The organism is Streptomyces sp. NPDC096311 (genome assembly GCF_044763085.1).
Lineage (GTDB): Bacteria > Actinomycetota > Actinomycetes > Streptomycetales > Streptomycetaceae > Streptomyces.
Genome location: NZ_JBIWFN010000003.1, coordinates 386,368 through 409,831, shown reverse-complemented (window position 1 = coordinate 409,831; position 23,464 = coordinate 386,368). Strand labels below are relative to the sequence as shown.

Here is a 23,464-nt window from a genome sequence, read left to right as displayed (position 1 = left end):
CGTGCACCACCACGGAGGCGAACGGCCTACACGGCCACGCGGGAGGGGCAGGGCCGCCGGGCCAGGACGGGCACGGTGCGCGGGGCCGGGAAATCCGGAGGCGCCGGGCATGCGGTGAGCGGGATCATGCCGGGTATGACTCGTGACGCGCGTGGCTGGGTGTTCACCCACGATCTGGACGAATTCCTCACGAGCGCGGGGGACTTCCTGCGCTCGCGGCCCGCGGCGCACACCGTGGCGCTGTCCGTGACCGACGCGCTGCGCAGACGAGGGCCGGACGTGTACGGGGAGGAGGCGCCGTTCTTCGGGCGGCTCGCCGCCGCCGACGGGGAGGGGGACGGGGAGGGCGACGGGGTCGGTGGGGTGTCGGCGGTGCTGTTCCACACCCCGCCGTACCAGCTCAATCTCACCGACCTCCCGGCGGAGGACGTCGACGCGCTGGCCGCGCGGCTCGCGGACGAGGGGTACTCGTTCCCGGGCGTCGGTGGTCCGGTGGACACGGCCGCGGAGTTCGCCGCCGCCTGGGAGCGCCACGCGGGTGCGCGGGCCCAACTCAGAAGAGACGAACGGCTGTACCGGCTCGGTACGCTCACGCCGCCGACGCCCGTTCCACCGGGCCGCGCCCGGGTGGCCGACGAGAGCGACCACGCGCTCGTCGCGCGCTGGTACGCCGAGTTCGCCGGGATCTTCGAGCGCAACGAGAGGCAGGACCCGGACCGCTGGGCCGAGAGCCGACTCGCCTACGGCGGTGTCACGCTCTGGGAGACGCCGGACGGTACGCCGGTGGCCATGGCCGGAGCGACCCCCCTGATCGCCGGGCAGATCCGGGTGGCCCCCGTCTACACCCCGGCATCCCTGCGCGGACGCGGCTACGCGGGGGCCGCCACCGCCGAGGTCAGCAGGGCCGCGCTGGCCGCCGGAGCGGAGGAGGTGCTCCTCTTCACCGACCTCGCCAATCCGACCAGCAACGGCCTCTACCAGCGCATCGGTTACCGCCCCGTCGCCGACTTCGCCGTCCACGACTTCTTGACGCAGCCGTCTGCGAGTTCGTGAAGCAGCCGTCCACGAGTTCGTGAAGCAGTGCCCCGCTTCGAGGTCCTCGACGAGGCCGGGCCGCTCGGGGTGCCATCCCAGCCGCTTCCGTGTCAGGGCGCTCGACGCCGGGACGTCCCTCGCGAAGAAGTGTCCGAACCAGCCGAAGTGGTCGGCCGCCTCCTCGCGAGGGATGGCGGCCACCGGCAGCTATCAGGTACCGGCCGCCGGCGCGATGTCGCGGACCGGTACGCCCTCGTCTCAGGGCCAGAGCAGCTCCTTGCGCCAGCCACCCCCCTCCGGAGAAGGTTCCGTACGGCGGTAGACGAGCCGTACGTGCCGACGCCTCGCGTCACCCTGGAAGAACTCCACCTCTTCCGGCCGGAGGCGGTAGAGGGTCCACGTCGGGGCCGCGGCGTCGGGCTCGCGCTGAGCGCGGTCCCAGGCCTCGTCCGAGGCCCGCCCCAACTCCGCCACCGAACCGAGCACTTCACTCTGCCCGCCCACGAGCGCGGCGGCCAGCGCCCCCGTCGAGCGGGCGTGCAGATCCGCCTGCCCCTCCTCGGCCGGCGCGACCTCGACCGGCCCCCGCAGCCGGATCTGACGGCCCCGAGCGGGCCAGTAGAACCCCAGAGCCGCGTACGGGCGGGCGGCCAGCTGGCGTCCCTTGCGGCTGGTGACATGGCTCGCGAAGGCCCAGCCGTCCGCGTCCGCACCGTGCAGCATCACGATCCGGACGTCGGGCAGCCCGTCCTCGTCGGTCGTCGCCAGCGACATCGTGTGCGGTTCGCTCTGCCCCGCCGCGACCGCCTCCGCGAACCACTCCGTGAACAGCGGGAGTGGTTCGGCGGGTGCGGATGCCGGGTCGAAGGTGGGCAGCTCTACGTCCCACACCCGCAGTGACCTGAGCAGCTCGTGAAGATCCGTTCCCATCCTCCGAGTATCACTCGGGGGACCGGCAGAGCTGCGCCATGAGCACCCCGTGCAGCAGCTCCGCGTCCACGAACTCCCCCACCTCCGGTGCGCCGTGCCCCCAGCTCAGGGGGTACGTGTTCCCCTCCGGCGCGGGTACGCCCACGTACTCGTCGTGCGCCGAGCGGGTGAACCGGCGGGCGCCGGGCGGCCAGTCGCGCTCCGCGCCCTCGCCGGGTGCCAGCAGGAAGTACGTCCAGCGGCAGCCGTTGGACTCCCTGACGACCGGTCCGGGGTGACCGTCGGTGAGCGCGACGAGGTGGTGCAGCACGGCTTCCCCGCGTACGCCGCACACGCGGACGGCGTCGAAGTGGACCCCGGCGAGGCGTAGTTGAAGACCGGACCTCGGGACCCAATTCGGGGTGAGTTTGTTCGTCATGACTATGAGGGTGGCGGTGGTTGCGTAGCGTGACTAGACGAACACGGTCCACATTGCCGGTTGTGGGGAGGATGGTGGTCGTTGTGGGGGCGAATGGTGGGGCGTCCGTGGGGCGGAGGTTGGTGGGGGAGCTACTGCGTATCCAACGGGGGCGGTTGGGGCTGACGCAGAAGGACGCGGGCGAGTTGGTGCACGCGTCCGAGTCGGTCTTCGGCGCATACGAAAGGGCCGAGCGGATCCCGCCGATCGAGTTCCTCAAGGTCGCCGACGAGAAACTCGACGCGAGGGGCGCGCTCATCGCGTGCGTCGAGATGATGGAGGAGGAGAAGTACCCGCCGAAGTTCGTTGATTGGGTTCGGCTGGAGCGGCTCGCGCAGATCATCAGCGGGTACGAGGTGATGGTGATCCCCGGGCTCTTTCAGACCGAGACGTACACGCGAGCCCTGTACGAATGTCGCGTTCCCGCCTTCACCGAGGAGGAAATCGAGAAGCACGTCCAGGGCCGACTGGAACGGCAGGCGGTGCTCGCGCGCAACCCGCCGCCCCGCCTGAGTTTCCTGGTCGAAGAGTCGGCGTTGGAGAGGCAGTTCGGCGGCCCGGGGGTGTTGCAGGGGCAGCTCCGGCATCTGCTGGAGTGCATGCGGACGTTGAATCACCTGACGGTGCAGGTCATGCCGACCGAACGGCATACGCACGCCGGACTGCAAGGGCCAATGCAGTTGATGAGCACGGAAGAAGGCCGCAATCTGGTGTTCGTCGAGTCTCAGGCAGGCAGTACCTTGATCTCCAAGCCGGAACAAGTCAATGGGCTGTTCGACCTGTTCGGCATGCTGCGGGCGCAGGCGCTCACGCCGTGGGAGTCCGCGGAACTCATCGAAGGGAAAGCGGGGCAACTGTGAACACGACGGAACTGGCCTGGTTCAAGTCGAGCTACAGCAACAACGAAGGCGAGGCCTGCCTCGAAGTCGCCTACACCTGGCGAAAGTCGAGCTACAGCACCAATGAGGGCGGCGCCTGCCTCGAAATAGCCACCCCCACCCCCACCACCATCCACATCCGCGACTCAAAGAACCTCACCGGCCCCACCCTCGCCGTCACCCCCACCACCTGGACCGCCTTCCTCCGTACCGTCCGTTGAGGCGCTCAGCGGGTGTCGCGCTCAGCGGCGCCCTCCTGCTCCCCCTCGCCGCCTGCGGCCCCCTCGCGGATCCCAAGTCCTGGATCTCCGCCCCCGAGGTCTTCTACCTGCGCCCCGTCGGTGACACATCCGGGCCCAAGGCCAAGATGCCGTTCCATCTGCAGGCCGAGGACGTCAAGGCGACCAGCCGCTACGGCACGCGGGACCACCGGCTGACCGTCGACGTGCGCGGGTCCGAGGGCATCGTACGGCTGAAGGCGGTCGGCCTGCGCAAGAGCGGGACCCGGTGCATCAACGACACCGTGCGTGCCATCTGCGACGTCAGCGGTGCCTACGACAGCTGGTCGGACCTGGACCGTGTCCACCCGGTCGCCGCCGAGGCCAGCAAACCCGGCGACACCGGCATCGTGCGCTTCACGTTCACCACGAAGGACGGGAAGACGCTCACCACCCGCACCCGGGTCGTGGTCGGCGAGCCCGTGGTGAAGGTGCGAACGCTCAAGGTCGTCAAGGACGTGCGCCCGGGCGCCGACGTGACCGTACCGGTCGTCGTCCGCAATGACGGCGAGGTGCCGGTGAAGGGGCTCGCCCTCGAACTGGGGTCCGGGGAGCTGGACTTCCGGCAGCGGTACGCCAACTGCCTTTACCCGCCTCAGCATCACGGCCATACGGCCGTCTGTCGTTTTCCCGACCTGCGCATCCCGCCGGGCGGGACCGTCGTCCTGCACCCCGCCCTGCGACTGCGCGCGTCGAAGACGCGGATGTACGGCTCCTTCAGCCAGGAGGCCTGGCCGCTGGACTCGGGGCCCGGACACTACACCGTGGTGCCGCCGGGCGGCGACCACGGTGACGGCCCACCCCTGACCGCCGAGGCCGTGCGCGGCGCCGACGGCACCGGTGGCGCGTTCGCCGAGGGAGACGTCTTCACCGACGTGCGTCTGGACACCCACGCCGACTACGAGGTCTTCGGCGTCGAACTGCGGGGCAGCCCCGGCACGAAGCGCTCGCTGCGGCTCAAGGTCCGCAACAACGGGCCGGGCATCCCCGGAACCGGTACGAAGCTGCTGTTCACGCCGCCGCCCGGCACCGTGCTGAAGGAACCCATGGAGGCCATCGACGAGGACGCGTACGAGCCGTACTGCGCATCCGACGGCCCCGCGTACAGCTGTCTCGTGGGCCCGCTCGACCCGGGCAGGACCCGTGACTTCGAGTTCACTCTGAGCCTCGACGGGCCGGGGCAGGGCAGCGTGGCCCTCCAGGACGCCAAACCGTCCACCGGCCGCCGCGACCCGAACCCGGTCAACGACACGGCCCCCGTCACCGTTCTGCCCTGACTCCCGGAGTCGCGCTGTCCGGCCCTCGCCGCCCCGGCGCCACCGTCCCCTACCGTCCCAGTACCACCGTCCCCGACGAGCAGAACCACCCGCCCGTCCCGGAGGCCACCGCCAGCTCGGGAAGGCGTCCGCCCGTCTTCCTGACCTGGCGTTCCCCGGCCTCCCCGCGCAGTTGCCGTACGGCCTCCACCAGGAGGAACAGGCCCCGCATCCCCGGATGCTGGGCCGAGAGTCCGCCGCCGTCCGTGTTCACCGGCAGCTCCCCGCCCACCGTCAGGCGGCCCTTCTCCACGAACTCCCCGCCCTCGCCCTTCGCGCAGAAGCCCAGGTCCTCCAGGGTCACGAGGGTCATGTACGTGAAGGCGTCGTAGAGCTCGGCCACGTCGATCTCGTCGGGCCGCACCCCCGCCCGCTCGAAGGCGAGGCGTCCGCTCACCGCAGCGGGGGAGACGGTGAAGTCCGGCCACTCGGACATCGTCGTGTGCGAGACGTGCTCGCCGGTGCCGAGGATCCACACCGGGGCCGTACGGCAGTCCCGTACGTACTCCTCGGCCGCCAGCAGCACCGCCGCGCCGCCGTCGGAGCGCAGACAGCAGTGCAGCTTGGTGAAGGGGTCGGCGATCATCGGGCCGGACAGGACGTCGTCGGTGGTGATCGGGGTGCGGAACATCGCCTCCGGGTTCAGCGCCGCGTTCGCCCGCGCCTGGACGGCCACCGAGGCGAGCTGTTCGAGTGTCGTGCCGTACGCGTGCATGTGGCGGCGCGCGGCCATCGCGTACTTGGCGATGAGTGTGTGGCCGTAGGGGACCTCGAACTGGAGCGGGCCCCGGGCGCCGAAGGAGAGGTTGCCGGTGCGGCGGCCCGCCTTGATGTCGGCGCGGGCGGTCGAGCCGTAGACGAGGAGGACGGCCTCGGCGTGCCCCGCCGCGATCGCGTCCGCCGCGTGCGCCGCCATGACCTCCCAGGTGGAGCCGCCGACGGCGGTGGAGTCGACCCAGGTGGGGCGCAGGCCCAGGTACTCGGCCACCTCGACCGGCGGCAGGGTGCCGAGGCCGGCCGACGCGAAGCCGTCGACCAGCGAGCGGTCCATCCCCGCATCCGCCAGCGCACGCCTGGCGGCCTGGGCGTGCAGGGCGTAGGGCGTCGCGTCGTCCACGCGACCGCAGTCCGAGAGGGAGACACCCACCACGGCGACCTTGCGCTTCCCCGGAGTCATGAATCTGACGGTACATCAGATGTGGCGGCGCGCGGGAGGTCGTCGTGGCTCTGGGCATCCGTACCGCACGGCGCTAATGTGACGGGCCGTCAGATCGGGAGAAGGGGCCTGGCCATGGACGCCCGTTTCACCGCCGAACAGGACGAGATCCGCCGCACCCTGCGGGAACTCCTGCTCAAGCGCTGCGGTCCGGAGGAGGTGCGGTCGGCCGTGCGCACCGGGGTCGGATACGACGCCGGTCTCTGGGAGACCCTCGCGCAGCAGCTCGGGCTGCCGGGGCTCGCCCTGCCCACGGCGTACGGCGGGGTCGGCTGCTCGTTCGCCGATCTCGCCCTCGCCTGCGAGGAGTCGGGGCGGGTCCTCGCGCCCTCGCCGTTGCTCGCCACGGCCGCCCTCGCGGCCCCGCTGATCCTCGCCCTCGGCACCGACGCCCAGCGCGCCGGGCTGCTGCCCAGGATCGCGGCCGGCGAGCTGACCGCCGCCCTCGCGGTACCGGGCGCCGGGCTCCCCACCGCGCTCGGCCTGGTCGGCGACAACGGCGGGGACTGGGCGGGCGGCGGCCGGGCCGGGGGCGTACAGGCCCGGCCGGGCGAGGAGGGCGGCTGGCGTCTCTACGGGGAGGTGGAACGCGTCCTCGACGGGCACAGCGCCGGGCTCCTGCTGGTCGCCGCGCACACCGGGGGGTTCGCCCGGGCCCGGACCCGGATCTTCCTCGTGACGGAGGACGCCCCGGGGCTCGTACGGATGCGGCAGACGTCGTTGGACGAGACACGGGCGCAGGGGCGGGTGCAACTGCGCCAAGTGCGGGCCGAGTTGCTCGGTGAGGAGGACGCCGACGTGCTCGGCGCGCTCGCCTCCGTCGGGGACGGCGCCGCCGCCGTGCTCGCCGTCGAAGCCGTCGGCGGCGCCGACCGGGCGCTGGAGCGGACCGTCGCCCATGTGCGGCAGCGGGAGCAGTTCGGGCGGGCGATCGGGTCCTTCCAGGCGGTCAAGCACCGGCTCGCGGACGTGTACGTGCGGGTGCAGGCGGCGAGGTCCGCCGCGTACTACGCCGCCTGGGCGGCGGGGGCCGGGGGCGAGCGGGTCGGCGGCCTCGCGCTCGCCCAGGGCCTGGAGGCGCTGCGCACGGCCGCCGCCGAGGCGATCCAGCTGCACGGCGGCATCGGCTTCACCTGGGAGCACGAGGCCCAGCTGTACTTCAAGCGCGCGGCCGGCGACGAACTGCTCTTCGGGCCCGTGCACCGACTGCGGGCGTACGCCGCCGACGCGGCGCGGCTCTTCGACGGGGCGGAGGTGGCGGTCTGATGGCGTCGGGAATCCGGTCGCGAGCCGTCGTGCGGAGTGTGCAGAAGGTGTCCTCGACGCGGGCCTTCGCCCGGGTCGCCCCGCACCTCGTCCCTGCCATGGACCGCGTGGTGCACCGGCTGACGCGCGGAAAGGTGCTGCTCAGCGCGCAGCTGCTGCCGGGGATCGTGCTGACCGTGCGGGGCGCCCGCAGCGGGCTGGAGCGGCGTACGCCGCTGGCCTGTATGCCGGAGGGGGAGGGCAGCTGGATTCTCGTCGGGTCCAACTTCGGGCGCACCGATCATCCGGCCTGGACCGCCAACCTCCTCGCCCATCCGGACGCCGTCATCAGCTGGCAGGGCGAGGACATCCCCGTGAGGGCCCGTCTGCTGGCGGGGGAGGAGCGGGACGCGGCCTGGAAGGCGGTGCTGGCGTTCTGGCCGCCGTACGCCACGTACCAGGCGCGGATCGATCGGGAGATCAGGCTGTTTCGCATCGTGCGCCGCCGCGCACAGCGCAGCGGGCGGCAGTCCACGAAGTGAACTGCCGCCCGCATGACAGGAGGTGGGCCGAACAGGAGCCCCAGAAGATACGGTCGCGCTACTTGGTCGGCTTCTTCCCGGTCACCCCGAGGTGCACCAACAGCGCCAGGTTCGGCTTGAGTTCGGCCTGCTTGACGCCCCAGGTCTGGAAGCCCTTCTGGTGCGAGGCCACTGCGGCGAGCATCGCGACGAGGGAACCGGCGATCGCCGCGGGGTTCACGTCCTTGTCGACCTTGCCCTTGGACTGGAGCTCGGAGACGGAGTCCGCGAGGGAGTTGTTCACCGAGTTCAGGATCTTCATGCGGATCTTGTAGAAGCGTTTGTCGCCCTCGGCGGCGCCCAGGTCGACCACGCGCAGGATCGCCTCGTTCTTCCGCCAGAACTCCAGGAAACCGTCCACGAGTTCCTGCGCCGTCGCCCAGCCGGCCTTGCCGACCCAGGAGCGCCCTTCCAGGAGCTGGGTCAACCCGGCGCCCTCCGTGGCCATTTGCTCGGCGATCTCCAGGACGGCGCCTTCGACGTCCGGAAAGTACTGGTAGAAAGTCGCCGGCGACGTGCCCGCCTTCCGGGCGACATCGATGACTTTGACGTCCCGGTACGGCGACGAGCTGAGCATTTCACTGAGGCAGTCGAGCAGTTTCTGCCTGGTCGCCTGCCCTCGCCGTCCGGCCACGCGGCCGTCGACGGTACGCACTTGTCCTGTCATGCCGTCAGCTTACCGAGGGGTGATCGGAGCGCGATTCGGCCGACTGCAAATGGGGTGCGTGGGGGAGTGCGGGCGGCGAGTGGGGGGCCCGGGAGACGTCCGAGGGTGTCCGGGCCGTCGCGCGGAGTGGATGAAAGGCCGTTAACTTGACCGCATGGCCGTATCCCGGGCGTCCGACGCACCGCACGCCTACCCGGAGGGCGTCCCCTGCTGGGTCGACGCGCAGCTTCCCGATGTGGAGGCGGGCAGGCGTTTCTACGGTGAACTGTTCGGCTGGACCTTCGGAGAGGGGTTCGAGCCGCACATGGGGGGTGTGTGGGCGCGCCATCACGGGGAGCCCGTCGCCGCCCTCACGCCCAAGCGGGACGGCCGGATGCCCACGGTGTGGACGGTGTCCTTCGCGACCCCGGACGCCGCCGCGCTCGCGGCCCGGATCCAGGCGGCGGGCGGGCAGATGATCACCGCGCCCACCCCGCTGGGCCCCTACGGTACGACCGCCCTCGCGACCGACCCCGAGGGCGGGGTCTTCGGCCTGTGGCAGGCGGGCACCCACCCCGGTTTCGGCAAGCGGCACGAGCCGGGCTCCTTCTGCTGGGCCGAGCTGTACGCGCGGGACCCGCAAACCGTCGACCGTTTCTACGGCACCCTGTTCCACGATGCCCTGTTCGGCCCCGACGCCTCGCCCGACTTCGGCCGCGCCCCGGTCTCCGGTGTCTTCTCGGCCGAGATGCCGCCGCACTTCCTCGTCCACTTCGGAGTGGAGGACGTCGACGCGATTCTCGGTACGGTGAACCGGCTCGGCGGACGTGTCCAGGCGCCCCCTTTCGACACCTCGTACGGAAGGGCGGCCGTCGTCACGGACAATCAAGGGGCGTCGTTCGCCGTACTCCAGGTACGGGGCCGGTGATTTTGTCCCGAGACACCCCGTTCCGCCCCCGGGTTCGCAACCTGTGGCCCGGACAGGAAGAATCGGGGTGCGTGCCGCCAAGGCGGTGCGGTGGTGAGACGCTGCACGGGGCTGCGTTCATACGTGGATGACGTGGCTCGTACGGGGAGGTGGCAGGCAAGTGGTGGATCAGCTGACACAGCACGATCCGCGGCGGATCGGGCCGTTCGAGGTGCTGGGACGGCTGGGTGCCGGCGGCATGGGGCTGGTCTATCTCGCGCGCTCGGCTTCGGGCCGGCGCGTGGCGATCAAGACGGTCAGGACCGAGCTCGCCGAGGACCAGCTGTTCCGGGTCCGCTTCACTCGTGAGGTGGAGGCCGCGCGAGCGGTCTCCGGCTTCTACACGGCGGCCGTGGTCGACGCCGACCCGCGCGCGGCCGTGCCGTGGCTGGCCACCGCGTACGTTCCGGCGCCCTCCCTCGAGGAAATAGTGAACGAGTGCGGGCCGATGCCGGCCCAGGCGGTGCGCTGGCTGGCGGCGGGCGTCGCGGAGGCGCTCCAGTCGATCCACGGCGCCGGGCTCGTCCACCGTGACCTGAAGCCCTCGAACGTGCTGGTGGTGGAGGACGGGCCGCGGGTCATCGACTTCGGTATCGCCTCCGGTGTCTCGAACACCCGTTTGACGATGACGAACGTCGCCGTCGGCACTCCGGCCTACATGTCCCCCGAACAGGCGAAGGACTCGCGCAGCGTGACGTGCGCGAGCGATGTCTTCTCGCTCGGCTCGATGCTGGTGTTCGCCGCCACCGGGCACGCGCCCTTCCACGGCGCCAACCCCGTCGAGACGGTCTTCATGCTGCTGCGGGAGGGCCCCGACCTGGAGGGTCTCCCGGACGAGCTGCGCCCCCTCATCGAGTCCTGCATGCAGATGGAGGCGACCGGCCGCCCCAACCCCGCCGACCTCCAGGCCCAGTTGGCACCCCACCTCTTCGGCTCCGGCTCCGACGACAGCGGTACGGCGTCGGCGTGGCTGCCCGAGCGCGCGGTGGGCCTGATCGAGTCGCGCCGCGGGGGCCGCCCGCCGGTGAAGCCCCAGTCCTCCGGCGGTCGCAGCGGGGGCGGACGCGGCCCCGCCCTGCCTCCTCCCCCCTCGCACGCTCCCGTGCCCGTGGGGGCGCCCGACACCGGTCCCGTGCGGCTTGCGGGCGGTCAGGTGCCCATCGGTCCCGGGCCGCGTGTCGCCGACGCCCGTGCCGCCGCCGTGAAGGCACCTCCTCCGGAGGCGGGACTCGCCGCCTCCTGGTCCCGCCCGCGCGTCGGCGTCAACGGCGCCGACCCCGTGCCGACGGTCGCTCCGCCGCCCGCCCCGGACTCCCCGTCCGGCTGGCGGCCCTGGCGCTTCCGTATGTCGAACGACGTATGGGGTACGCCCTCCGTCGCGGGCGACCTCGTCTACGTCACCTCCTTCGAGGTCCACGCCCTGGACGTCGCGACCGGCCGCCGCCGGTTCAAGACGCGGGACGTGGCCTGGTCCATGGCGGTCGCGGACGGCCGCATCCACGCCTCCGACGGCCCCACCCTCTTCGCCCTGAACGCGCGGGAGGGCGCGGACCTGTGGCGTCTGACCACGGACGCCTGGGTGTACTCCCTGAAGGCCGACCGCGGGACCGTCATCACCGGTACGCGCGGGGGCGGCGTCCAGGCCTGGGAGGCCTCGGGCGGCCAGAAACTCTGGGAGATCACCGGCGCCCAGACCGACTTCGAGTCCCCGGAGGCAGGGCCCGCCGTCCACGACGGCACGGTGTACGTCTGGAAGGACGCCCGACTGCGTGCCCTGGAGGCCCGTACGGGTGAGGAGCGGTGGTCGTACCCGATCGGCGACGCGGCGTCGTGCGGGGGCGTACCCGTACGGATCACCTCCGCCCCCGACGGCTACGTCTACATCTCCGCGGGCACCCGCGTCCTCGCCGTCGACGTCGCCGGCGGGCACGTGCGCTGGCACTTCGAGGCCCCCGCGGTCTTCCTCTCCGCGCCGACCTTCGTGCCGGGCCCCGCGGTCACGGGAGGCGGCGTGTACCTCGCCGACTACCTCGGCACGGTGTACGCCCTCGACGCGACGGACGGGCGCGACCGCTGGCGCATCGCGACCGAGGCCCGTTCCTCGATCGATCCCGTCCTGGTCGCGGCCGGCCACGTCCATGTCGGCAGCGGCAAGGGGTTGTACACCCTCGACGCGGTCACCGGCACCCCGAAGTGGCGCTTCCAGGCCGGGGGCGACCTCGTGGGCGCGCCCGCGGTCGCCGAGGGCCGCATCCACTTCGGCTCCACGGACCATCTCCTCTACACCCTGAAGGCGGACGACGGACGGCTTCGGTGGAAGCTGGCGACGGGTGGGGAGATCACCGGTGCGCCGGTGGTCAAGGACGGGGTGGTGTACGCGTGCAGCAAGGACCGGTGCGTGTACGCGTTGGACGCGGAAAAGGGCACGGGCACGGCCCGCACGACGTAGGGACGACCGGCCCTTCCTGTTCTTCGGCTGCGGGCCGGTGGGGGCTTGGCGCGCAGTTCCCCGCGCCCCTGGGGCACGGGGCTGCGCCCCGGTGCCCCATCAGCCTGACGGCCTCGCCCGCGGACGCGTCACCGCAGTCGGAACCCGTTCGGGCGGCGCGCGGAGAACAACTCCGTCTGTCGGGTCGGGGGCAGGTTGCCGAGGGAGATGAGGTGCGGGGCCTGGGCGAAGGCGTGGGCGCGGGCGGCCTCGTGGGCCGTCCACAGGGCGCGGACGGTGCCCTGGACTCCGTCGGAGGGGTAGGAGGCGATCACCGTGGCGCAGCGGACGGCGGCCTCCAACGCGCCTCCGCGCGCGGTGAGTTCGGACACCCATCCGATGTCGTACGCCCGCCGCGCGGACATCCGTTCGGCGTTCCCCATGAGTGCCATCCGCGCCGCCTCCCCGTACGGCATCCGGTGCGCCGCGTACACGGACTCGTACGCGCTGACCATGCCGTACGTCGTGTGCGGGTCGAAGAAGGTGGCGGTCTCGTCGGCGACGACGAACTCCGCCTCCCCGAGGAGGTAGAAGGCCCCTCCGCACGCCATCCCCCGCACGGCCGCGACGACCGGTTTCCACAGGTCGTTGGCCTTCGGGCCGATACGCAGGAGCGGGTCGTCGACCATGAAGGGCGAGGTGGGCTGGGGGGTCTGCGTCGCGCGGTCGAGGCCGGTGGAGAAGGCCCGTTCGCCCGCGCCGGTGAGGACGACGGCCCGTACCGAGTCGTCGAAGCGGAACGCCCGCCAGGCGGCGGAGAGTTCGGACGCCAGGGCCTCGTCGATGGCGTTCAGTTTCTCCGGGCGGTCCAGGGTGAGGACCGCGACGCCGGTGTCCTTGTCGGTCGCGATCCGCAGCGCGCCGCCGTTCACGACCGGCCGTCCACGACCCACTGCGGCAGCCCCTCCCCGCCGAACACCACCCGTACCCGCGCTCCGATCCGGATCCGGTCCGGGGGGAAGGAGCCGAGCGGGGCGCCCGGCGCCGTGACCAGGTTGCCGACCAGGCGGACGTGTGGGGCCTCGGCGAGTTCGACGACGATCGCGTTGTACGGGACCAGGGCCGCGTACGCCGGGAGCAGCGGCGGGTGCGGGACGACGTACGACCAGACGCGGCCCAGTCCGCTCATCCGCCGCCACTCGCTGCCGAAGGACTGGCAGTGGGGACAGCAGGGGCGGGGCGGGAAGCGCAGCTCGCCGCAGTCGGCGCACGCCTGGATCCGTAGCTCGCCTTGGGCGGCGTACCCCCAGAAGGGCGCGCCGTCGTCGTCGAGGACGGGCGTGAGAAGGGGCTCGGTCATCTCGGCTCCTCAGTTCCTCAGCAGGATCGCGGAGGTGGGGACGCCCTCCCCCGCCGTGACCAGGCAGGTGGCGGCGCCGGGGACCTGGGCGGTGCTCGTGCCCCGCAACTGCTTCACGCCCTCGTTGATGAGGTTGAAGCCGTGGACGTACGCCTCGCTGAGTCCGCCCCCGCCGGTGTTGAGGGGAAGCCGGCCCCCGATCTCCAGGGCGCCGCCCTCCGTGTAGGCCGCGCCCTCGCCGCGTCCGCAGAAGCCGTAGCCCTCCAGGGAGAGCGGGATCAGGGGGGTGAAGGCGTCGTAGATCTGGGCCACGTCGACGTCGTCCGGGGTGAAGTCGGCGTGTTTCCACAGGTGCCGGGCGGCGGTCCAGGCCGGGCCGGTGAGCGGGTCGTCGTTCCAGTAGTTGACCATGCCGTGATGCTGAGCGGGCAGGCCCTGGGCTGCGGAGTGGACGTACACGGGGCGCTGCCGGCAGTCCCGGGCGCGCTCCGCGGACACGATCACGCAGGCCAACGCGCCGTCCGTCTCGAGGCAGTTGTCGAAGAGGCAGAGGGGTTCGCTGATCCAGCGGGAGGTCATGTACATCTCGCGGGTCAGCGGGCGCTCGTACATCATCGCGGCGGGGTTCTGGTTGGCGCGGTTGCGGCAGGCGAGGGCGACGTTGAAGAGGTGGTCGCGGGTGGCGCCGTACTCGTGCATGTAGCGACGGGCCAGCATGCCTATCTCGTCGGCCGGTCTGAGCAGCCCGAAGGGGCGGGTCCACTGGGCGGGGGTGGGGAGTTGGACGGCGGTGTTCTTCCACGGCCTGGGCCCGCTGCCCCGCTTCCGCGACCGCCAGGCCACGCCCACCGTCGCCTGGCCGGTGGCGACGGCGGCGGCGAGGTGCGCGACGGTGGCGCAGGAGCCGCCGCCGCCGTAGCCCACCTTGCTGAAGAAGGTGAGATCGCCGAGGCCGACCGCCTTCGCGACCTCCACCTCGTCGGTCTCCTCCATGGTGTAGGAGGCGAGCCCGTCGACTTCGGAGGGCGCGATTCCGGCGTCGTCGAGGGCGGCGAGGATCGCGCGGCAGGCCAAGGTCTTCTCGGACTCGGGGAGTTGCTTGGCGAAGGGGGTCTGACCGATGCCGACGACGGCGGTGGCGTCCTTGATCCCCGGCATGGGTGCACCTCCACGGAAGGATCCGACTGCTGACAGGCCGTCAGGCTACAGCTAATCTGACGGGTAGTCAGCTAGTGGGTTCGCGGCTACGGGAGGCGTGAGATGCGCGGAGACCTGGAACGGGGCAGCATCCCGGGGCTGATGCGGTCGGCGGCGACGCGCTTCGCGGACCGCGAGGCCGTCGTCGAGGGCCGTACGCGGATCTCCTACGCCGAGCTGGGCGCCCGCGTCGAACGTGCGGCGGCCGCCTGCCTCGCGAACGGCGTACGGATCGGCGACCGGGTCGCCATCTGGGCGCCGAACACCCTGGACTGGATCGTCTGTGCCCTCGGCGCGGTGTCGGCGGGCGCGGTGCTCGTCCCGCTCAACACCCGCTTCAAGGGCACCGAGGCGGCGTACGTGCTGTCCCGGAGCCGCGCCCGGCTGCTGTTCGTGACGGGGACGTTCCTGGGGACGTCGTACGTGGCGTCGCTGCGGCGGGCGGCGGGGGAGGGGGCGGAGGCGGGGGAGGGCGCCGGAGACGGCCCCCTCCCCGGACTCCCGCACCTGGAGCAGGTCGTGGTGCTCGCCGACGACGCCCCCGCCGACTTCCGCACCTGGAAGGACTTCCTCGCGGCCGGGGAGGGTGTCGGGGCGGCGGAGGTGCGGGAGCGGGCGGCGGCCGTGCCGGGATCGGCGCCGTCGGACATCGTCTTCACCTCGGGCACGACGGGCCGGCCCAAGGGCGCCGTGATCACGCACGAGCAGAGCCTGCGGGCGTACGAGGTGTGGTGCGAGCTGGCCGGTCTGCGCCGGGAGGACCGCTATCTGATCGTGAACCCCTTCTTCCACACCTTCGGCTACAAGGCCGGGGTGCTCGCCTGCCTGATGCGGGGCGCGACGATGATCCCGCAGCCGGTGTTCGACGTGGACACGGTGCTGGCGAACATCGCGTCCGAGCGGGTCACGGTCCTGCCGGGCCCGCCGACCCTCCACCAGTCCCTCCTGGACCATCCGGCGCGGGCGTCGTACGACCTGTCGACGCTGCGGCTGGTGGTGACCGGAGCCGCCGTGGTCCCGCTGCGCCTGGTGGAACGCCTGCGCACCGAGCTGGGCGTGGAGACGGTCCTGACCGCGTACGGCCTCTCGGAGGCCAGCGGATTCGTGACGATGTGCCGCCGGGGCGACCCGTCGTCGGTGATCGCGTCGACCTCGGGCCGGGCCATCCCGGGCGTGGAGGTACGCGTGGAAGCGCCCACGGGTACCCCGGGTGAGGTGCTGGTCCGCGGCTTCAACGTGATGCGGGGCTACTTCGAGGATGCCGAGGAAACCGCCCGCGTCCTGACCCCCGACGGCTGGCTGCGCACCGGCGACGTGGGCGTCCTGGACCCGGCGGGCAACCTCCGCATCACCGACCGCATCAAGGACATGTTCATCGTCGGCGGCTTCAACGCCTACCCCGCCGAGATAGAACAACTCCTCGGCCTCCACCCGGAGGTGGCGGACGTCGCGGTGATCGGCATCCCGGACGGCCGCCTGGGCGAGGTCGGCAAGGCGTACGTCGTCCGACGCCCGGACTCCGTCCTCACCTCCGACGACCTGACCGCCTGGTCCCGCCGCGAGATGGCGAACTACAAGGTCCCCCGGGCGGTGGAATTCGTACGGCAACTCCCGCGGAACGCGAGCGGGAAGGTGGTGAAGGGGGAGCTGCGGGGACGGTGAGGCTCGCGCCGCCTGCCCAGGCGTGATCCGGCGACGAGGACGGCCGCGCGGGTCATTCCCGGACGAGGGACTGCCGGGCGACGGCGTGGACGGCGTGGATCTCGTCCAGGGCGGCACGCCAGACGGGGGCGTTGCGGTCGATGGTCCGAACCGCGTGCTCGGCAGCGCGCAATCGCGCTGCCAGCGCCGGGTTCCTGGCGATCTCCACTGCGACGGCCCACGTCTCGAGGAACTGGACGATCGGCCCGAGACGGTCCGTGGCCGCGGCGAGCGCGATCGCCTCGTCCTTGTCCCGCTCCATCTCGGCGAGTCGGTGGGGCGCGACCTGTGCCAGAGCGCACCGGAGGGCGGCCGGCGTTCGCCAGGGCCGTGCGATGCCGGGCCCGCCGGGCTGGGCGTGCTGTGCGGTCATCGTGATCCTCCCCCGGTGAATCCGGCCCTGGACACACATCGGCCGCGACGGCTCCCCCTCCGCGCCGCCGCGGCCGATCCCCGTCGTGATTGGTCAGTTGGACGGTTCGGTTGTTGCGTGCTGGTCCAGCGGCTTGATCTCGCCGCCGGTGGCGTGCTGGTCCAGGGCGATGAGCTCTTCGTCGGTGGCGTGCTGGTCCAGCGCGACGAGTTCCTCACCGGTCGCGTGCTGGTCCTGCGGCTTGACGATGGGCTCGCTCTTCTTGTCGCTCATAGCGGTCAACTCCCAGTTCCGTTCCAGGCAAGAGGCTTGGGGGCCCGCCCGGCAGCTCCCCCGATGGACGCCGGACGGGCACCAATGGGCCGTTCAGATTAACCTCACGGCCTCACTGCCGATCCGCCTGCCCCCCGACGCGACGGAACGACAGGAGCGAGCATGTCGGGCGGCGATAAACGTTCGATGAACGCCCCGACGGATGGCTAGGCAGCAGCGGCCGGGTTCAGCAGGCCGCGAACTTCGGCTGCTTCGGGAGAACCCAACTCCTCGTAGATTCCCAGGGCTTCATGCCAGCAGACTTGGGCGCGACCGGTCTGGCCGATGCCGTTGAGGGCGCGACCGAGCACCGTCAGCACGAGCCCACGTCGCCACTCCCCACCGATGCCCCGCAGCACGGTCAGAGCCATCTCCGCGTTGGACGCGGCCTGCGCCGGCCGTCGGGCGGCGAGGTCCACCTCGGCGAGCCGGAAGAGAGTCATCCCCTCCCAGAGTCGCTGGCGACTGTCACGGAAGGTCTCCAGGGCCGCCACGAGGCTCTCGGCCGCCGAGCCAAGGTCCCCGTTGCGGGTGAGCGCCAAGCCCAGCGCGTAGCGCCCGTTCGCGCCCCGGAGGGCGTTCCCCGTGGAGTCGTAGATGTCGATGCCTTGCTGAGCGAGAGTGACGGCGCTGTCGACACGTCCCGTGGCCAGGTGAATGCGGGACAGGTTGCACAGTGCGCTGGCCTCGCCCGGCCGGTTCTTGTTGCTGCGGAAATTCTCGATGGCTGAGGTCAGGTACTGCTCGCCCTCGGCGTGCCGACTCTGGTAGATGGCGATGATGCCGCGGGTGTTGGGGGCCCAGCAGCTGGCAACGGGGTCGTCCGCTTCCTGTGCCATGCGCATGGCTTCGACGGCGGCCGCGTCAGCCTGATCGAAGCGCCCCGCGACCAGGTGGACGTCGGTGAGCGTAGTCAGCGCCCGCCCGGCGGTATGCGCGTCGCCCATGTCACGAGCACGCTCGAGCGCCGCGTTCGCGGCGACCTCGTATTCGCGTGAATTGGCCCCCGACTCGGCAAGATCCTTGGCGGCCCACAGCAGGTCGACAGCCCTGCGAAGTCGGCTGTCCCCCACAGACTGGCGCACGCACGACAGGAGGGCGTTCGCCTCCGCGTACAACCAGTCCTGCGCCGGATGCCGATCCTCGAACACCAGCCCGGGGTACTCCGTGGCCTCCAGATGGTCCACCAACCGGTCCCCGGGTCGTTCGATCGCGTACACCCCGGCCGCCGTCGCCAGATAGAAGTCCAGCAACCGCGACATCGCCGCGTCCCGCTCGCTCGGAGGCTGTTCGTCGCGTTCCGCGCAGGCGCGGGCGTAGAGGCGTACGAGGTCGTGGTAGCGGTAGCGGCCGGGGGCGGCGGATTCCAGGAGGGAGGTGTCGACGAGGGATTCGAGGAGGTCCTCGGTGTCGTCGATCGGGAGGTCGAGAACGGCGGCCGCGGCGGCCAGGGAGATGTCGGGGCCGTCGGCCAGGCCCAGCAGGCGGAAGGCGCGGGCCTGGGCCGGCTCCAGCTGGCCGTAGCCGAGTTCGAAGGTGGCCTTGACCGCGAGGTCGCCGGCCTGGAGCTCGTCGAGGCGGCGGCGCTCGTCGCCGAGCTTCGCCGCCAGGACCGAGACGGTCCAGGTGCGGCGGGCGGCCAGCCGGGAGGCCGCGATGCGGATGGCGAGGGGGAGGAAGCCGCAGGCCGCGACGACGTCGAGGGCCGCCTCGCGCTCCGACGCCACCCGCTCCTCGCCGACGATCTTCGTGAAGAGCTGGAGGGCCTCCTCCGGGGACATCACGTCGAGGTCGACCAGGTGGGCGCCCGCCAGGTCCACCATCCGCACCCGGGACGTGACCAGGGCCGCGCAGCCCTCCGTGCCGGGCAGGAGCGGGCGGACCTGGGCCGCGTCGCGGGCGTTGTCCAGGAGGACCAGGACCCGGCGGCCGTCCAGGACCGAGCGGTAGAGCGCCGAGCGTTCCTCCAGGGAGTCGGGGATGGAGGAGTCCGCCGTGCCCAGGGCACGCAGGAACGCGCCGAGGACCGTCTCCGGCTCAGCCGCCCGCTGGCCCGCGCCCTGAAGGTCGACGTACAGCTGCCCGTCGGGGAACGACGCGCGCGCCTGGTGGGCCACGTGCACGGCGAGGGTCGTCTTGCCGACGCCGCCGATGCCCGCGAGCGCCGAGACGGCCATGACCTGGCCCTCGCCCTCGGCGGAGGAGGCGGAGGCCAGGACGTCGCTCAGTTCCTGGACGAAGGAGGCACGGCCGGTGAAGTCCGTGACCGTGGCCGGGAGCTGGGCCGGGCGGACCGGTGTCGCGGTGGGCTCGGCCGCGGGGGCCGAGGGTTCCGCGAGGCCCGGGTCGGCCTGGAGGATCCGCTGCTGGAGCTCCTTGAGGCCCGGGCGCGGGTCCACGCCGAGTTCGTCGGCGAGGAGGCGGCGCGTGTCGGCGTACACGGCGAGCGCCTCGGCCTGCCGCCCGCTGCGGTACAGGGCGAGCATCAGAAGCTCGCGCAGCCGCTCGCGCAGGGGGTGCGCCGCGGTCAGGGCGGTGAGTTCGGAGACCGCCTCCGCATGGCAGCCCTGTTCCAGGTCCATGTCGAGGCGGGATTCGAGGAGTTGGAGACGCCACTCCTCCAGGCGGGCCCGCTGGTTCTCCGCGTACGGCCCGGGCACGCTCGCCAGCGGCTCCCCGTCCCACAGGCCCAGTGCCCGGTTGAGCAGGTCGCGGGCGGAGCACAGGTCGCCGGAGTGCTTGGCCTTCTCGGCGTCGGCGGCGAGTTCCTGGGCCTCGGCGAGGTCGAGGGAGCCGTCGCTCGCGGCCAGCCGGATCGCGTAGCCGCCGGACTCGCTGATCAGGACGCCGGGGTCCAGGGCCTTGCGGAGCCGAGAGGCGTACGTCCGCACGGCGGCCAGCGCCTGGGGCGGGGACTCCTCGCCCCAGAGGGCGTCGATCAGCTCGCCGGATGTGGCCGTCCGGCCCTCCCGCAGCAGGAGCGCGGCCAGCAGGGCGCGTTGCTGCGGGGACCCCGTGGGCAGGGAATCCTCGCCGCGCCAGGCGCGCACCGGTCCGAGCACGCTGAAGCGCAACGCCGCCGATTCCCCGGCACGTCGCTGCTCCGGCACCCGCGGTACACCGTCCATCGCCGTCCCCCTGCCGAACCGTCAGTTCTACGAGGCCAGTTTGCCTTGTTCATGGCGGATGCGTCAGCCGTGCGAGACAGCGATCACAGGCCCGCACACCGTACAGGCACGGGGAATCACAGGGCTCTCACAACCTCTGCGTACATCTCCGCACAGAGTCGCCCATTCCAGAGGCGTGCGGGGGCGTGCGGCGGCGGAGCGGACGGCCGAGGGGTTGTCGACGGGCTGTCGACGGGTGGCCCACGGGTAGCTGACGGGTCGTCAGATCGGCGCTACCGTGAGCCGTATGGAGACCACGAGGACCACTGAGGCCGCCCAGGCGTCCACGACCCCGTTCCCGAAGATCATCTCCGTGGACGACCACACCGTGGAGCCCCCCGGCGTCTGGCGCGACCGCCTCCCCGCGAAGTACCAGGACACCGGACCCCGCATCGTCCGCGCGCCGCTGAAGGAGATGACCTTCCTCGGCGGCAGGTTCGCCCCGGTGATGGGCGGGCCCGGCGACGACGGACCCGTCGGCGACTGGTGGGTCTACGAGGACCTGCACCGGCCCCTCACCCGCCTCGACACCGCCGTCGGCTACGACAGGGACGAGATACGGCTGGAGATCATCACGTACGAGCAGATGCGCCCCGGCTCGTACGACGTTCCCCAGCGTCTCGCCGACATGGACGTCAACCACGTCCAGTCCGCGCTCTGCTTCCCCACCTTCCCGCGCTTCTGCGGCCAGACCTTCACCGAGGCCAAGGACCGTGAGCTGGGCCTGCTCGGAGTGCGGGCCTACAACGACTGGATGGTGGAGGAGTGGTGCGGCCCGGCGGCCCACGGCCGGCTCGTCCCGCTCACCCTCGTACCCCTCTGGGACCCGGAACTCGCCGCCGCGGAAGTGCGCCGCAACGCCGCCCGTGGCGTCCGCGCGGTCGCCTTCTCCGAGATCCCGCCCCACCTCGGACTCCCCTCCGTCCACACCGACGACTGGGACCCCTTCCTCGCCGCCTGTGACGAGACCGGCACGGTCATCGCCATGCACATCGGCTCCAGCAGCAAGATGCCGTCGACCTCGGCCGACGCACCGCCCGCCGTCGGCTCCACCATCACCTTCGCCAACTGCTGCTTCTCGATGGTCGACTGGCTGATGAGCGGCAAGTTCGAACGCTTCCCGAACCTCAAGGTCATGTACGCGGAGGGCCAGATCGGCTGGATCCCCTACATCCTGGAGCGCGCCGACGTGGTCTGGGAGGAGAACCGCGGCTGGGGCGGCGTCGCCGACAAGGTCCACCGCCCGCCGTCCGAACTCTTCGCCGACCACGTCTACGGCTGCTTCTTCGACGACGCGTTCGGACTGAGGAACCTCGACGCCATCGGGGTCCCGAACGTCCTCTACGAGACCGACTACCCCCACTCCGACTCCACCTGGCCCAAGTCCCGCGAGGTCGGCGAGGCCCAGATGGGGCACCTGGACGCGGACGTGGTGGAACGGATCGTCCGGGGCAACGCCATCGCGCTGCTGGGGCTGACGGAGGACGGGCTGTGGCCCGGACCGGGAGGCCCGCGTTGAACCAGTCCCCCGTGAACCAGTCCCCGTCGAACGAGCCTTCACCGAACCGGTCCCCGTCGAATCCGGCGCCGACGGACCCCTCGCTCCTGCTCTACGGGATGCAACTCCCGATCCAGTCCCAGAGCACCCTCTACGCCGAAGCCTGGGAGGCGGAGGCCGGTCCCGGCGAGCTCGTCGCGGTCGCCCGCGCCGCCGACCGTGCCGGCTTCGCCTACGTGGCGAGCTGCGACCACGTGGCCGTCCCGCGCCGTCTCGCGGACGCCATGAGCACGATCTGGTACGACCCCGTCGCCACCCTCGCCTACCTCGCGGGCGTGACCGAGCGCGTACGGCTGCTCAGTCATGTCGCGGTCGTCGGGCTGCGGCATCCGCTGGTCACGGCCAAGCAGTACGCGACCCTCGACCACCTCTGCGGCGGGCGGCTGATCCTCGGGGTCGGCGCCGGGCATGTGGAGGAGGAGTTCGCGGCGGTGGGCGCCGACTTCGCGCGGCGGGGGGTGGTGCTCGACGAGTCCATCGACGCGCTGCGCGCCGCCCTGGGGGCGGACGAGTTCCCCGTGCACCACGGGAAGCTGTACGACTTCGAAGGACTCGGGCAGCGGCCCCGGCCCGCGCAGGAGCGCGTACCCGTGTGGGTGGGCGGCTCCTCGCCCGCCGCCGTGCGCCGGGCCGCGCTGCGGGGTGACGGCTGGCTGCCGCAGGGCGATCCGCGCGAGCGGCTGCCGGAGCAGATCGCCCGTCTGTACCGGATCAGGGAGGAGGCGGGGATCTCCGCGCCTCTCGTCGTCGGGGCCATCACCGAGCCCCTGTACGTCGGCACGCCGGACTGGCAGGTCGGGCGGCGCACGGTGACCGGGGCCCCGGAGGCGGTCGCCGAGTCGTTGCGGGCGTACCGGGCGATGGGGGTGCACCAGATCCAGGTGCGGTTCCGGGCGCGGGGGCTGAGTGAGCTCGTCGACCAGATCACGGCGTTCGGCGCCGACGTCGCGCCCCACCTCAACTAGACGGCGCCCCATCTCCACCAGATCACGCCTCACCTCAATCAGATCGCGCCTCACCTCAATCAGGGAGTCAGGGCATGGGCAAGCTGGACGGACGCGTCGTCATCGTCACCGGGGCGGCGCGCGGGCAGGGCGAGCAGGAGGCGCGGCTGTTCGCCGCGGAGGGTGCCAGGGTCGTCGTCGCGGACGTGCTCGACGACCGGGGCGAGGACGTGGCCAAGGAGCTGGACGCGCTCTACGTCCACCTCGACGTGGGCCGGGAGGACGACTGGGCGGCCGCCGTCGCCGCCGTGAAGGGCGCGTACGGGCGGATCGACGGGCTGGTCAACAACGCGGGCATCCTGCGCTTCAACGCCCTCGTCGACACCCCGCTGGACGAGTTCCTCCAGGTCGTGCAGGTCAATCAGGTCGGCTGCTTCCTCGGCATCAAGACCGTCGCGGGGGAGATCGCCGCGGCCGGCGGGGGCACGATCGTCAACACCGCCTCGTACACGGCGATGACCGGGATGGCGGCCGTGGGCACGTACACGGCGACCAAGCACGCCATCCTCGGTCTCACCCGGGTCGCCGCGCTGGAGCTGGCGCACCAGCGGATACGGGTCAACGCCATCTGTCCGGGCGCCGTCGACACCCCCATGTCGAACCCGGCCCAGCTCGACCCGAGCGCCGATCCCCAGGAGATGACCAGGGCCCTGGACGAGCTGTACAGCAAGCTCGTGCCGCTCGGGCGGGTGGGCAGGCCCGAGGAGATCGCCCGGCTCGCCCTGTTCCTGACCTCCGAGGACTCCTCGTACATCACCGGGCAGCCGTTCGTGATCGACGGGGGGTGGCTGGCGGGGGTCAGCGTGATCTGACGG

Annotated in this window: 22 protein-coding genes; 12 read left to right on the top strand and 10 right to left on the bottom strand. The window is 71.9% G+C overall.

Annotated elements, in window-relative coordinates; genetic code table 11:
- Positions 1 to 135: 135 nt before the first annotated feature.
- Positions 136 to 1,053 (top strand): GNAT family N-acetyltransferase, encoded by a 918-nt coding sequence (locus ACIRA5_RS10140; RefSeq protein WP_403689269.1) that lies wholly within the window; start codon positions 136 to 138, stop codon positions 1,051 to 1,053.
- Positions 1,054 to 1,293: 240 nt separating this feature from the next.
- On the opposite strand, the gene ACIRA5_RS10135 is transcribed toward ACIRA5_RS10140, so the two are convergent.
- A complete protein-coding gene (locus ACIRA5_RS10135) occupies positions 1,294 to 1,965 on the bottom strand; it encodes a pyridoxal 5'-phosphate synthase (protein ID WP_403689268.1) in 672 nt (223 codons plus the stop codon).
- A 10-nt stretch (positions 1,966 to 1,975) separates the two neighbouring features.
- A complete protein-coding gene (locus ACIRA5_RS10130) occupies positions 1,976 to 2,383 on the bottom strand; it encodes a hypothetical protein (protein ID WP_403689267.1) in 408 nt (135 codons plus the stop codon).
- 71 nt (positions 2,384 to 2,454) lie between these two features.
- Here ACIRA5_RS10130 and ACIRA5_RS10125 point away from each other — a divergent pair, with 71 nt between their 5' ends.
- From ACIRA5_RS10125 to ACIRA5_RS10115, 3 genes are read left to right on the top strand one after another with little or no spacing between them, the layout of a single operon-like run.
- Positions 2,455 to 3,282 carry a helix-turn-helix domain-containing protein gene (locus ACIRA5_RS10125; RefSeq protein WP_403689265.1) on the top strand — a complete coding sequence of 276 codons (828 nt, stop codon included), beginning with the start codon at positions 2,455 to 2,457 and terminating at the stop codon, positions 3,280 to 3,282.
- Entirely contained in the window at positions 3,279 to 3,521 is a 243-nt protein-coding gene (locus tag ACIRA5_RS10120; protein ID WP_403689262.1) for a DUF397 domain-containing protein, read from the top strand. The genes ACIRA5_RS10125 and ACIRA5_RS10120 overlap by 4 nt, the downstream gene beginning before the upstream one ends.
- Complete coding sequence (locus ACIRA5_RS10115; protein WP_403689260.1) at positions 3,518 to 4,855, top strand: hypothetical protein; 1,338 nt, start codon at positions 3,518 to 3,520, stop codon at positions 4,853 to 4,855. The genes ACIRA5_RS10120 and ACIRA5_RS10115 overlap by 4 nt, the downstream gene beginning before the upstream one ends.
- Before the next feature lie 49 nt (positions 4,856 to 4,904).
- On the opposite strand, the gene ACIRA5_RS10110 is transcribed toward ACIRA5_RS10115, so the two are convergent.
- Positions 4,905 to 6,071 carry a thiolase C-terminal domain-containing protein gene (locus ACIRA5_RS10110; protein ID WP_403689259.1) on the bottom strand — a complete coding sequence of 389 codons (1,167 nt, stop codon included), beginning with the start codon at positions 6,069 to 6,071 and terminating at the stop codon, positions 4,905 to 4,907.
- Between the two features lie 114 nt (positions 6,072 to 6,185).
- Between ACIRA5_RS10110 and ACIRA5_RS10105 the strand changes: the two genes are divergently transcribed.
- Both ACIRA5_RS10105 and ACIRA5_RS10100 read left to right on the top strand, forming a co-directional pair.
- Positions 6,186 to 7,376, top strand: a complete 1,191-nt coding sequence (locus ACIRA5_RS10105) for an acyl-CoA dehydrogenase family protein (RefSeq protein WP_403689257.1) — start codon at positions 6,186 to 6,188, stop codon at positions 7,374 to 7,376.
- Positions 7,376 to 7,897: a nitroreductase family deazaflavin-dependent oxidoreductase gene (locus tag ACIRA5_RS10100; protein WP_403689256.1), complete on the top strand. Its 522-nt coding sequence runs from the start codon at positions 7,376 to 7,378 to the stop codon at positions 7,895 to 7,897. Before ACIRA5_RS10105 ends, ACIRA5_RS10100 begins: the two co-directional genes overlap by 1 nt.
- Positions 7,898 to 7,955: 58 nt before the next feature.
- Here the strand turns inward: ACIRA5_RS10100 and ACIRA5_RS10095 are convergent, their stop codons facing one another.
- Positions 7,956 to 8,591 carry a TetR family transcriptional regulator gene (locus ACIRA5_RS10095; RefSeq protein ID WP_352044465.1) on the bottom strand — a complete coding sequence of 212 codons (636 nt, stop codon included), beginning with the start codon at positions 8,589 to 8,591 and terminating at the stop codon, positions 7,956 to 7,958.
- A 166-nt stretch (positions 8,592 to 8,757) separates the two neighbouring features.
- Between ACIRA5_RS10095 and ACIRA5_RS10090 the strand changes: the two genes are divergently transcribed.
- Positions 8,758 to 9,510, top strand: coding sequence for a VOC family protein (locus tag ACIRA5_RS10090; protein ID WP_403689253.1), 753 nt, complete (start codon positions 8,758 to 8,760; stop codon positions 9,508 to 9,510).
- Between the two features lie 160 nt (positions 9,511 to 9,670).
- Positions 9,671 to 11,998, top strand: coding sequence for a PQQ-binding-like beta-propeller repeat protein (locus tag ACIRA5_RS10085; protein WP_403689251.1), 2,328 nt, complete (start codon positions 9,671 to 9,673; stop codon positions 11,996 to 11,998).
- A gap of 128 nt (positions 11,999 to 12,126) precedes the next feature.
- On the opposite strand, the gene ACIRA5_RS10080 is transcribed toward ACIRA5_RS10085, so the two are convergent.
- From ACIRA5_RS10080 to ACIRA5_RS10070, 3 genes are read right to left on the bottom strand one after another with little or no spacing between them, the layout of a single operon-like run.
- Positions 12,127 to 12,930, bottom strand: a complete 804-nt coding sequence (locus ACIRA5_RS10080; protein WP_403689250.1) for an enoyl-CoA hydratase/isomerase family protein — start codon at positions 12,928 to 12,930, stop codon at positions 12,127 to 12,129.
- Entirely contained in the window at positions 12,906 to 13,337 is a 432-nt protein-coding gene (locus ACIRA5_RS10075) for a Zn-ribbon domain-containing OB-fold protein (RefSeq protein ID WP_403689248.1), read from the bottom strand. The genes ACIRA5_RS10080 and ACIRA5_RS10075 overlap by 25 nt, the downstream gene beginning before the upstream one ends.
- A gap of 9 nt (positions 13,338 to 13,346) precedes the next feature.
- Positions 13,347 to 14,495, bottom strand: coding sequence for a lipid-transfer protein (locus tag ACIRA5_RS10070; RefSeq protein ID WP_054234401.1), 1,149 nt, complete (start codon positions 14,493 to 14,495; stop codon positions 13,347 to 13,349).
- 102 nt (positions 14,496 to 14,597) lie between these two features.
- Between ACIRA5_RS10070 and ACIRA5_RS10065 the strand changes: the two genes are divergently transcribed.
- Positions 14,598 to 16,196 (top strand): FadD3 family acyl-CoA ligase, encoded by a 1,599-nt coding sequence (locus ACIRA5_RS10065; RefSeq protein WP_403689245.1) that lies wholly within the window; start codon positions 14,598 to 14,600, stop codon positions 16,194 to 16,196.
- A gap of 52 nt (positions 16,197 to 16,248) precedes the next feature.
- Here the strand turns inward: ACIRA5_RS10065 and ACIRA5_RS10060 are convergent, their stop codons facing one another.
- From ACIRA5_RS10060 to ACIRA5_RS10050, 3 genes are all read right to left on the bottom strand, one after another.
- Positions 16,249 to 16,608 carry a hypothetical protein gene (locus ACIRA5_RS10060; RefSeq protein WP_403689242.1) on the bottom strand — a complete coding sequence of 120 codons (360 nt, stop codon included), beginning with the start codon at positions 16,606 to 16,608 and terminating at the stop codon, positions 16,249 to 16,251.
- A gap of 93 nt (positions 16,609 to 16,701) precedes the next feature.
- A complete protein-coding gene (locus ACIRA5_RS10055; protein ID WP_403689241.1) occupies positions 16,702 to 16,881 on the bottom strand; it encodes a hypothetical protein in 180 nt (59 codons plus the stop codon).
- A 206-nt stretch (positions 16,882 to 17,087) separates the two neighbouring features.
- Entirely contained in the window at positions 17,088 to 20,048 is a 2,961-nt protein-coding gene (locus ACIRA5_RS10050; RefSeq protein ID WP_403689240.1) for an AfsR/SARP family transcriptional regulator, read from the bottom strand.
- A gap of 286 nt (positions 20,049 to 20,334) precedes the next feature.
- On the opposite strand from ACIRA5_RS10050, the gene ACIRA5_RS10045 reads away from it, so the two are divergent.
- From ACIRA5_RS10045 to ACIRA5_RS10035, 3 genes are all read left to right on the top strand, one after another.
- Positions 20,335 to 21,606, top strand: a complete 1,272-nt coding sequence (locus tag ACIRA5_RS10045; protein ID WP_403689238.1) for an amidohydrolase family protein — start codon at positions 20,335 to 20,337, stop codon at positions 21,604 to 21,606.
- Positions 21,607 to 21,704: 98 nt separating this feature from the next.
- On the top strand, positions 21,705 to 22,610 hold the full coding sequence (locus ACIRA5_RS10040) for a TIGR03619 family F420-dependent LLM class oxidoreductase (protein ID WP_403689751.1): 906 nt from the start codon (positions 21,705 to 21,707) through the stop codon (positions 22,608 to 22,610).
- 74 nt (positions 22,611 to 22,684) lie between these two features.
- Complete coding sequence (locus ACIRA5_RS10035; protein WP_403689235.1) at positions 22,685 to 23,461, top strand: SDR family NAD(P)-dependent oxidoreductase; 777 nt, start codon at positions 22,685 to 22,687, stop codon at positions 23,459 to 23,461.
- The last annotated feature ends 3 nt before the right edge of the window (positions 23,462 to 23,464 follow it).

Excerpts from the sequence above, each read along its gene's own strand:
- ACIRA5_RS10140 (WP_403689269.1), top strand. The coding sequence starts at position 136 with ATGACTCGTGACGCGCGTGGCTGGGTGTTCACCCACGATCTGGACGAA.
- ACIRA5_RS10135 (WP_403689268.1), bottom strand. The coding sequence starts at position 1,965 with ATGGGAACGGATCTTCACGAGCTGCTCAGGTCACTGCGGGTGTGGGAC.
- ACIRA5_RS10130 (WP_403689267.1), bottom strand. The coding sequence starts at position 2,383 with ATGACGAACAAACTCACCCCGAATTGGGTCCCGAGGTCCGGTCTTCAA.
- ACIRA5_RS10125 (WP_403689265.1), top strand. The coding sequence starts at position 2,455 with ATGGTGGTCGTTGTGGGGGCGAATGGTGGGGCGTCCGTGGGGCGGAGG.
- ACIRA5_RS10110 (WP_403689259.1), bottom strand. The coding sequence starts at position 6,071 with ATGACTCCGGGGAAGCGCAAGGTCGCCGTGGTGGGTGTCTCCCTCTCG.
- ACIRA5_RS10105 (WP_403689257.1), top strand. The coding sequence starts at position 6,186 with ATGGACGCCCGTTTCACCGCCGAACAGGACGAGATCCGCCGCACCCTG.
- ACIRA5_RS10100 (WP_403689256.1), top strand. The coding sequence starts at position 7,376 with ATGGCGTCGGGAATCCGGTCGCGAGCCGTCGTGCGGAGTGTGCAGAAG.
- ACIRA5_RS10090 (WP_403689253.1), top strand. The coding sequence starts at position 8,758 with ATGGCCGTATCCCGGGCGTCCGACGCACCGCACGCCTACCCGGAGGGC.
- ACIRA5_RS10075 (WP_403689248.1), bottom strand. The coding sequence starts at position 13,337 with ATGACCGAGCCCCTTCTCACGCCCGTCCTCGACGACGACGGCGCGCCC.
- ACIRA5_RS10070 (WP_054234401.1), bottom strand. The coding sequence starts at position 14,495 with ATGCCGGGGATCAAGGACGCCACCGCCGTCGTCGGCATCGGTCAGACC.
- ACIRA5_RS10065 (WP_403689245.1), top strand. The coding sequence starts at position 14,598 with ATGCGCGGAGACCTGGAACGGGGCAGCATCCCGGGGCTGATGCGGTCG.
- ACIRA5_RS10060 (WP_403689242.1), bottom strand. The coding sequence starts at position 16,608 with ATGACCGCACAGCACGCCCAGCCCGGCGGGCCCGGCATCGCACGGCCC.
- ACIRA5_RS10055 (WP_403689241.1), bottom strand. The coding sequence starts at position 16,881 with ATGAGCGACAAGAAGAGCGAGCCCATCGTCAAGCCGCAGGACCAGCAC.
- ACIRA5_RS10050 (WP_403689240.1), bottom strand. The coding sequence starts at position 20,048 with ATGGACGGTGTACCGCGGGTGCCGGAGCAGCGACGTGCCGGGGAATCG.
- ACIRA5_RS10045 (WP_403689238.1), top strand. The coding sequence starts at position 20,335 with ATGGAGACCACGAGGACCACTGAGGCCGCCCAGGCGTCCACGACCCCG.
- ACIRA5_RS10040 (WP_403689751.1), top strand. The coding sequence starts at position 21,705 with ATGCAACTCCCGATCCAGTCCCAGAGCACCCTCTACGCCGAAGCCTGG.
- ACIRA5_RS10035 (WP_403689235.1), top strand. The coding sequence starts at position 22,685 with ATGGGCAAGCTGGACGGACGCGTCGTCATCGTCACCGGGGCGGCGCGC.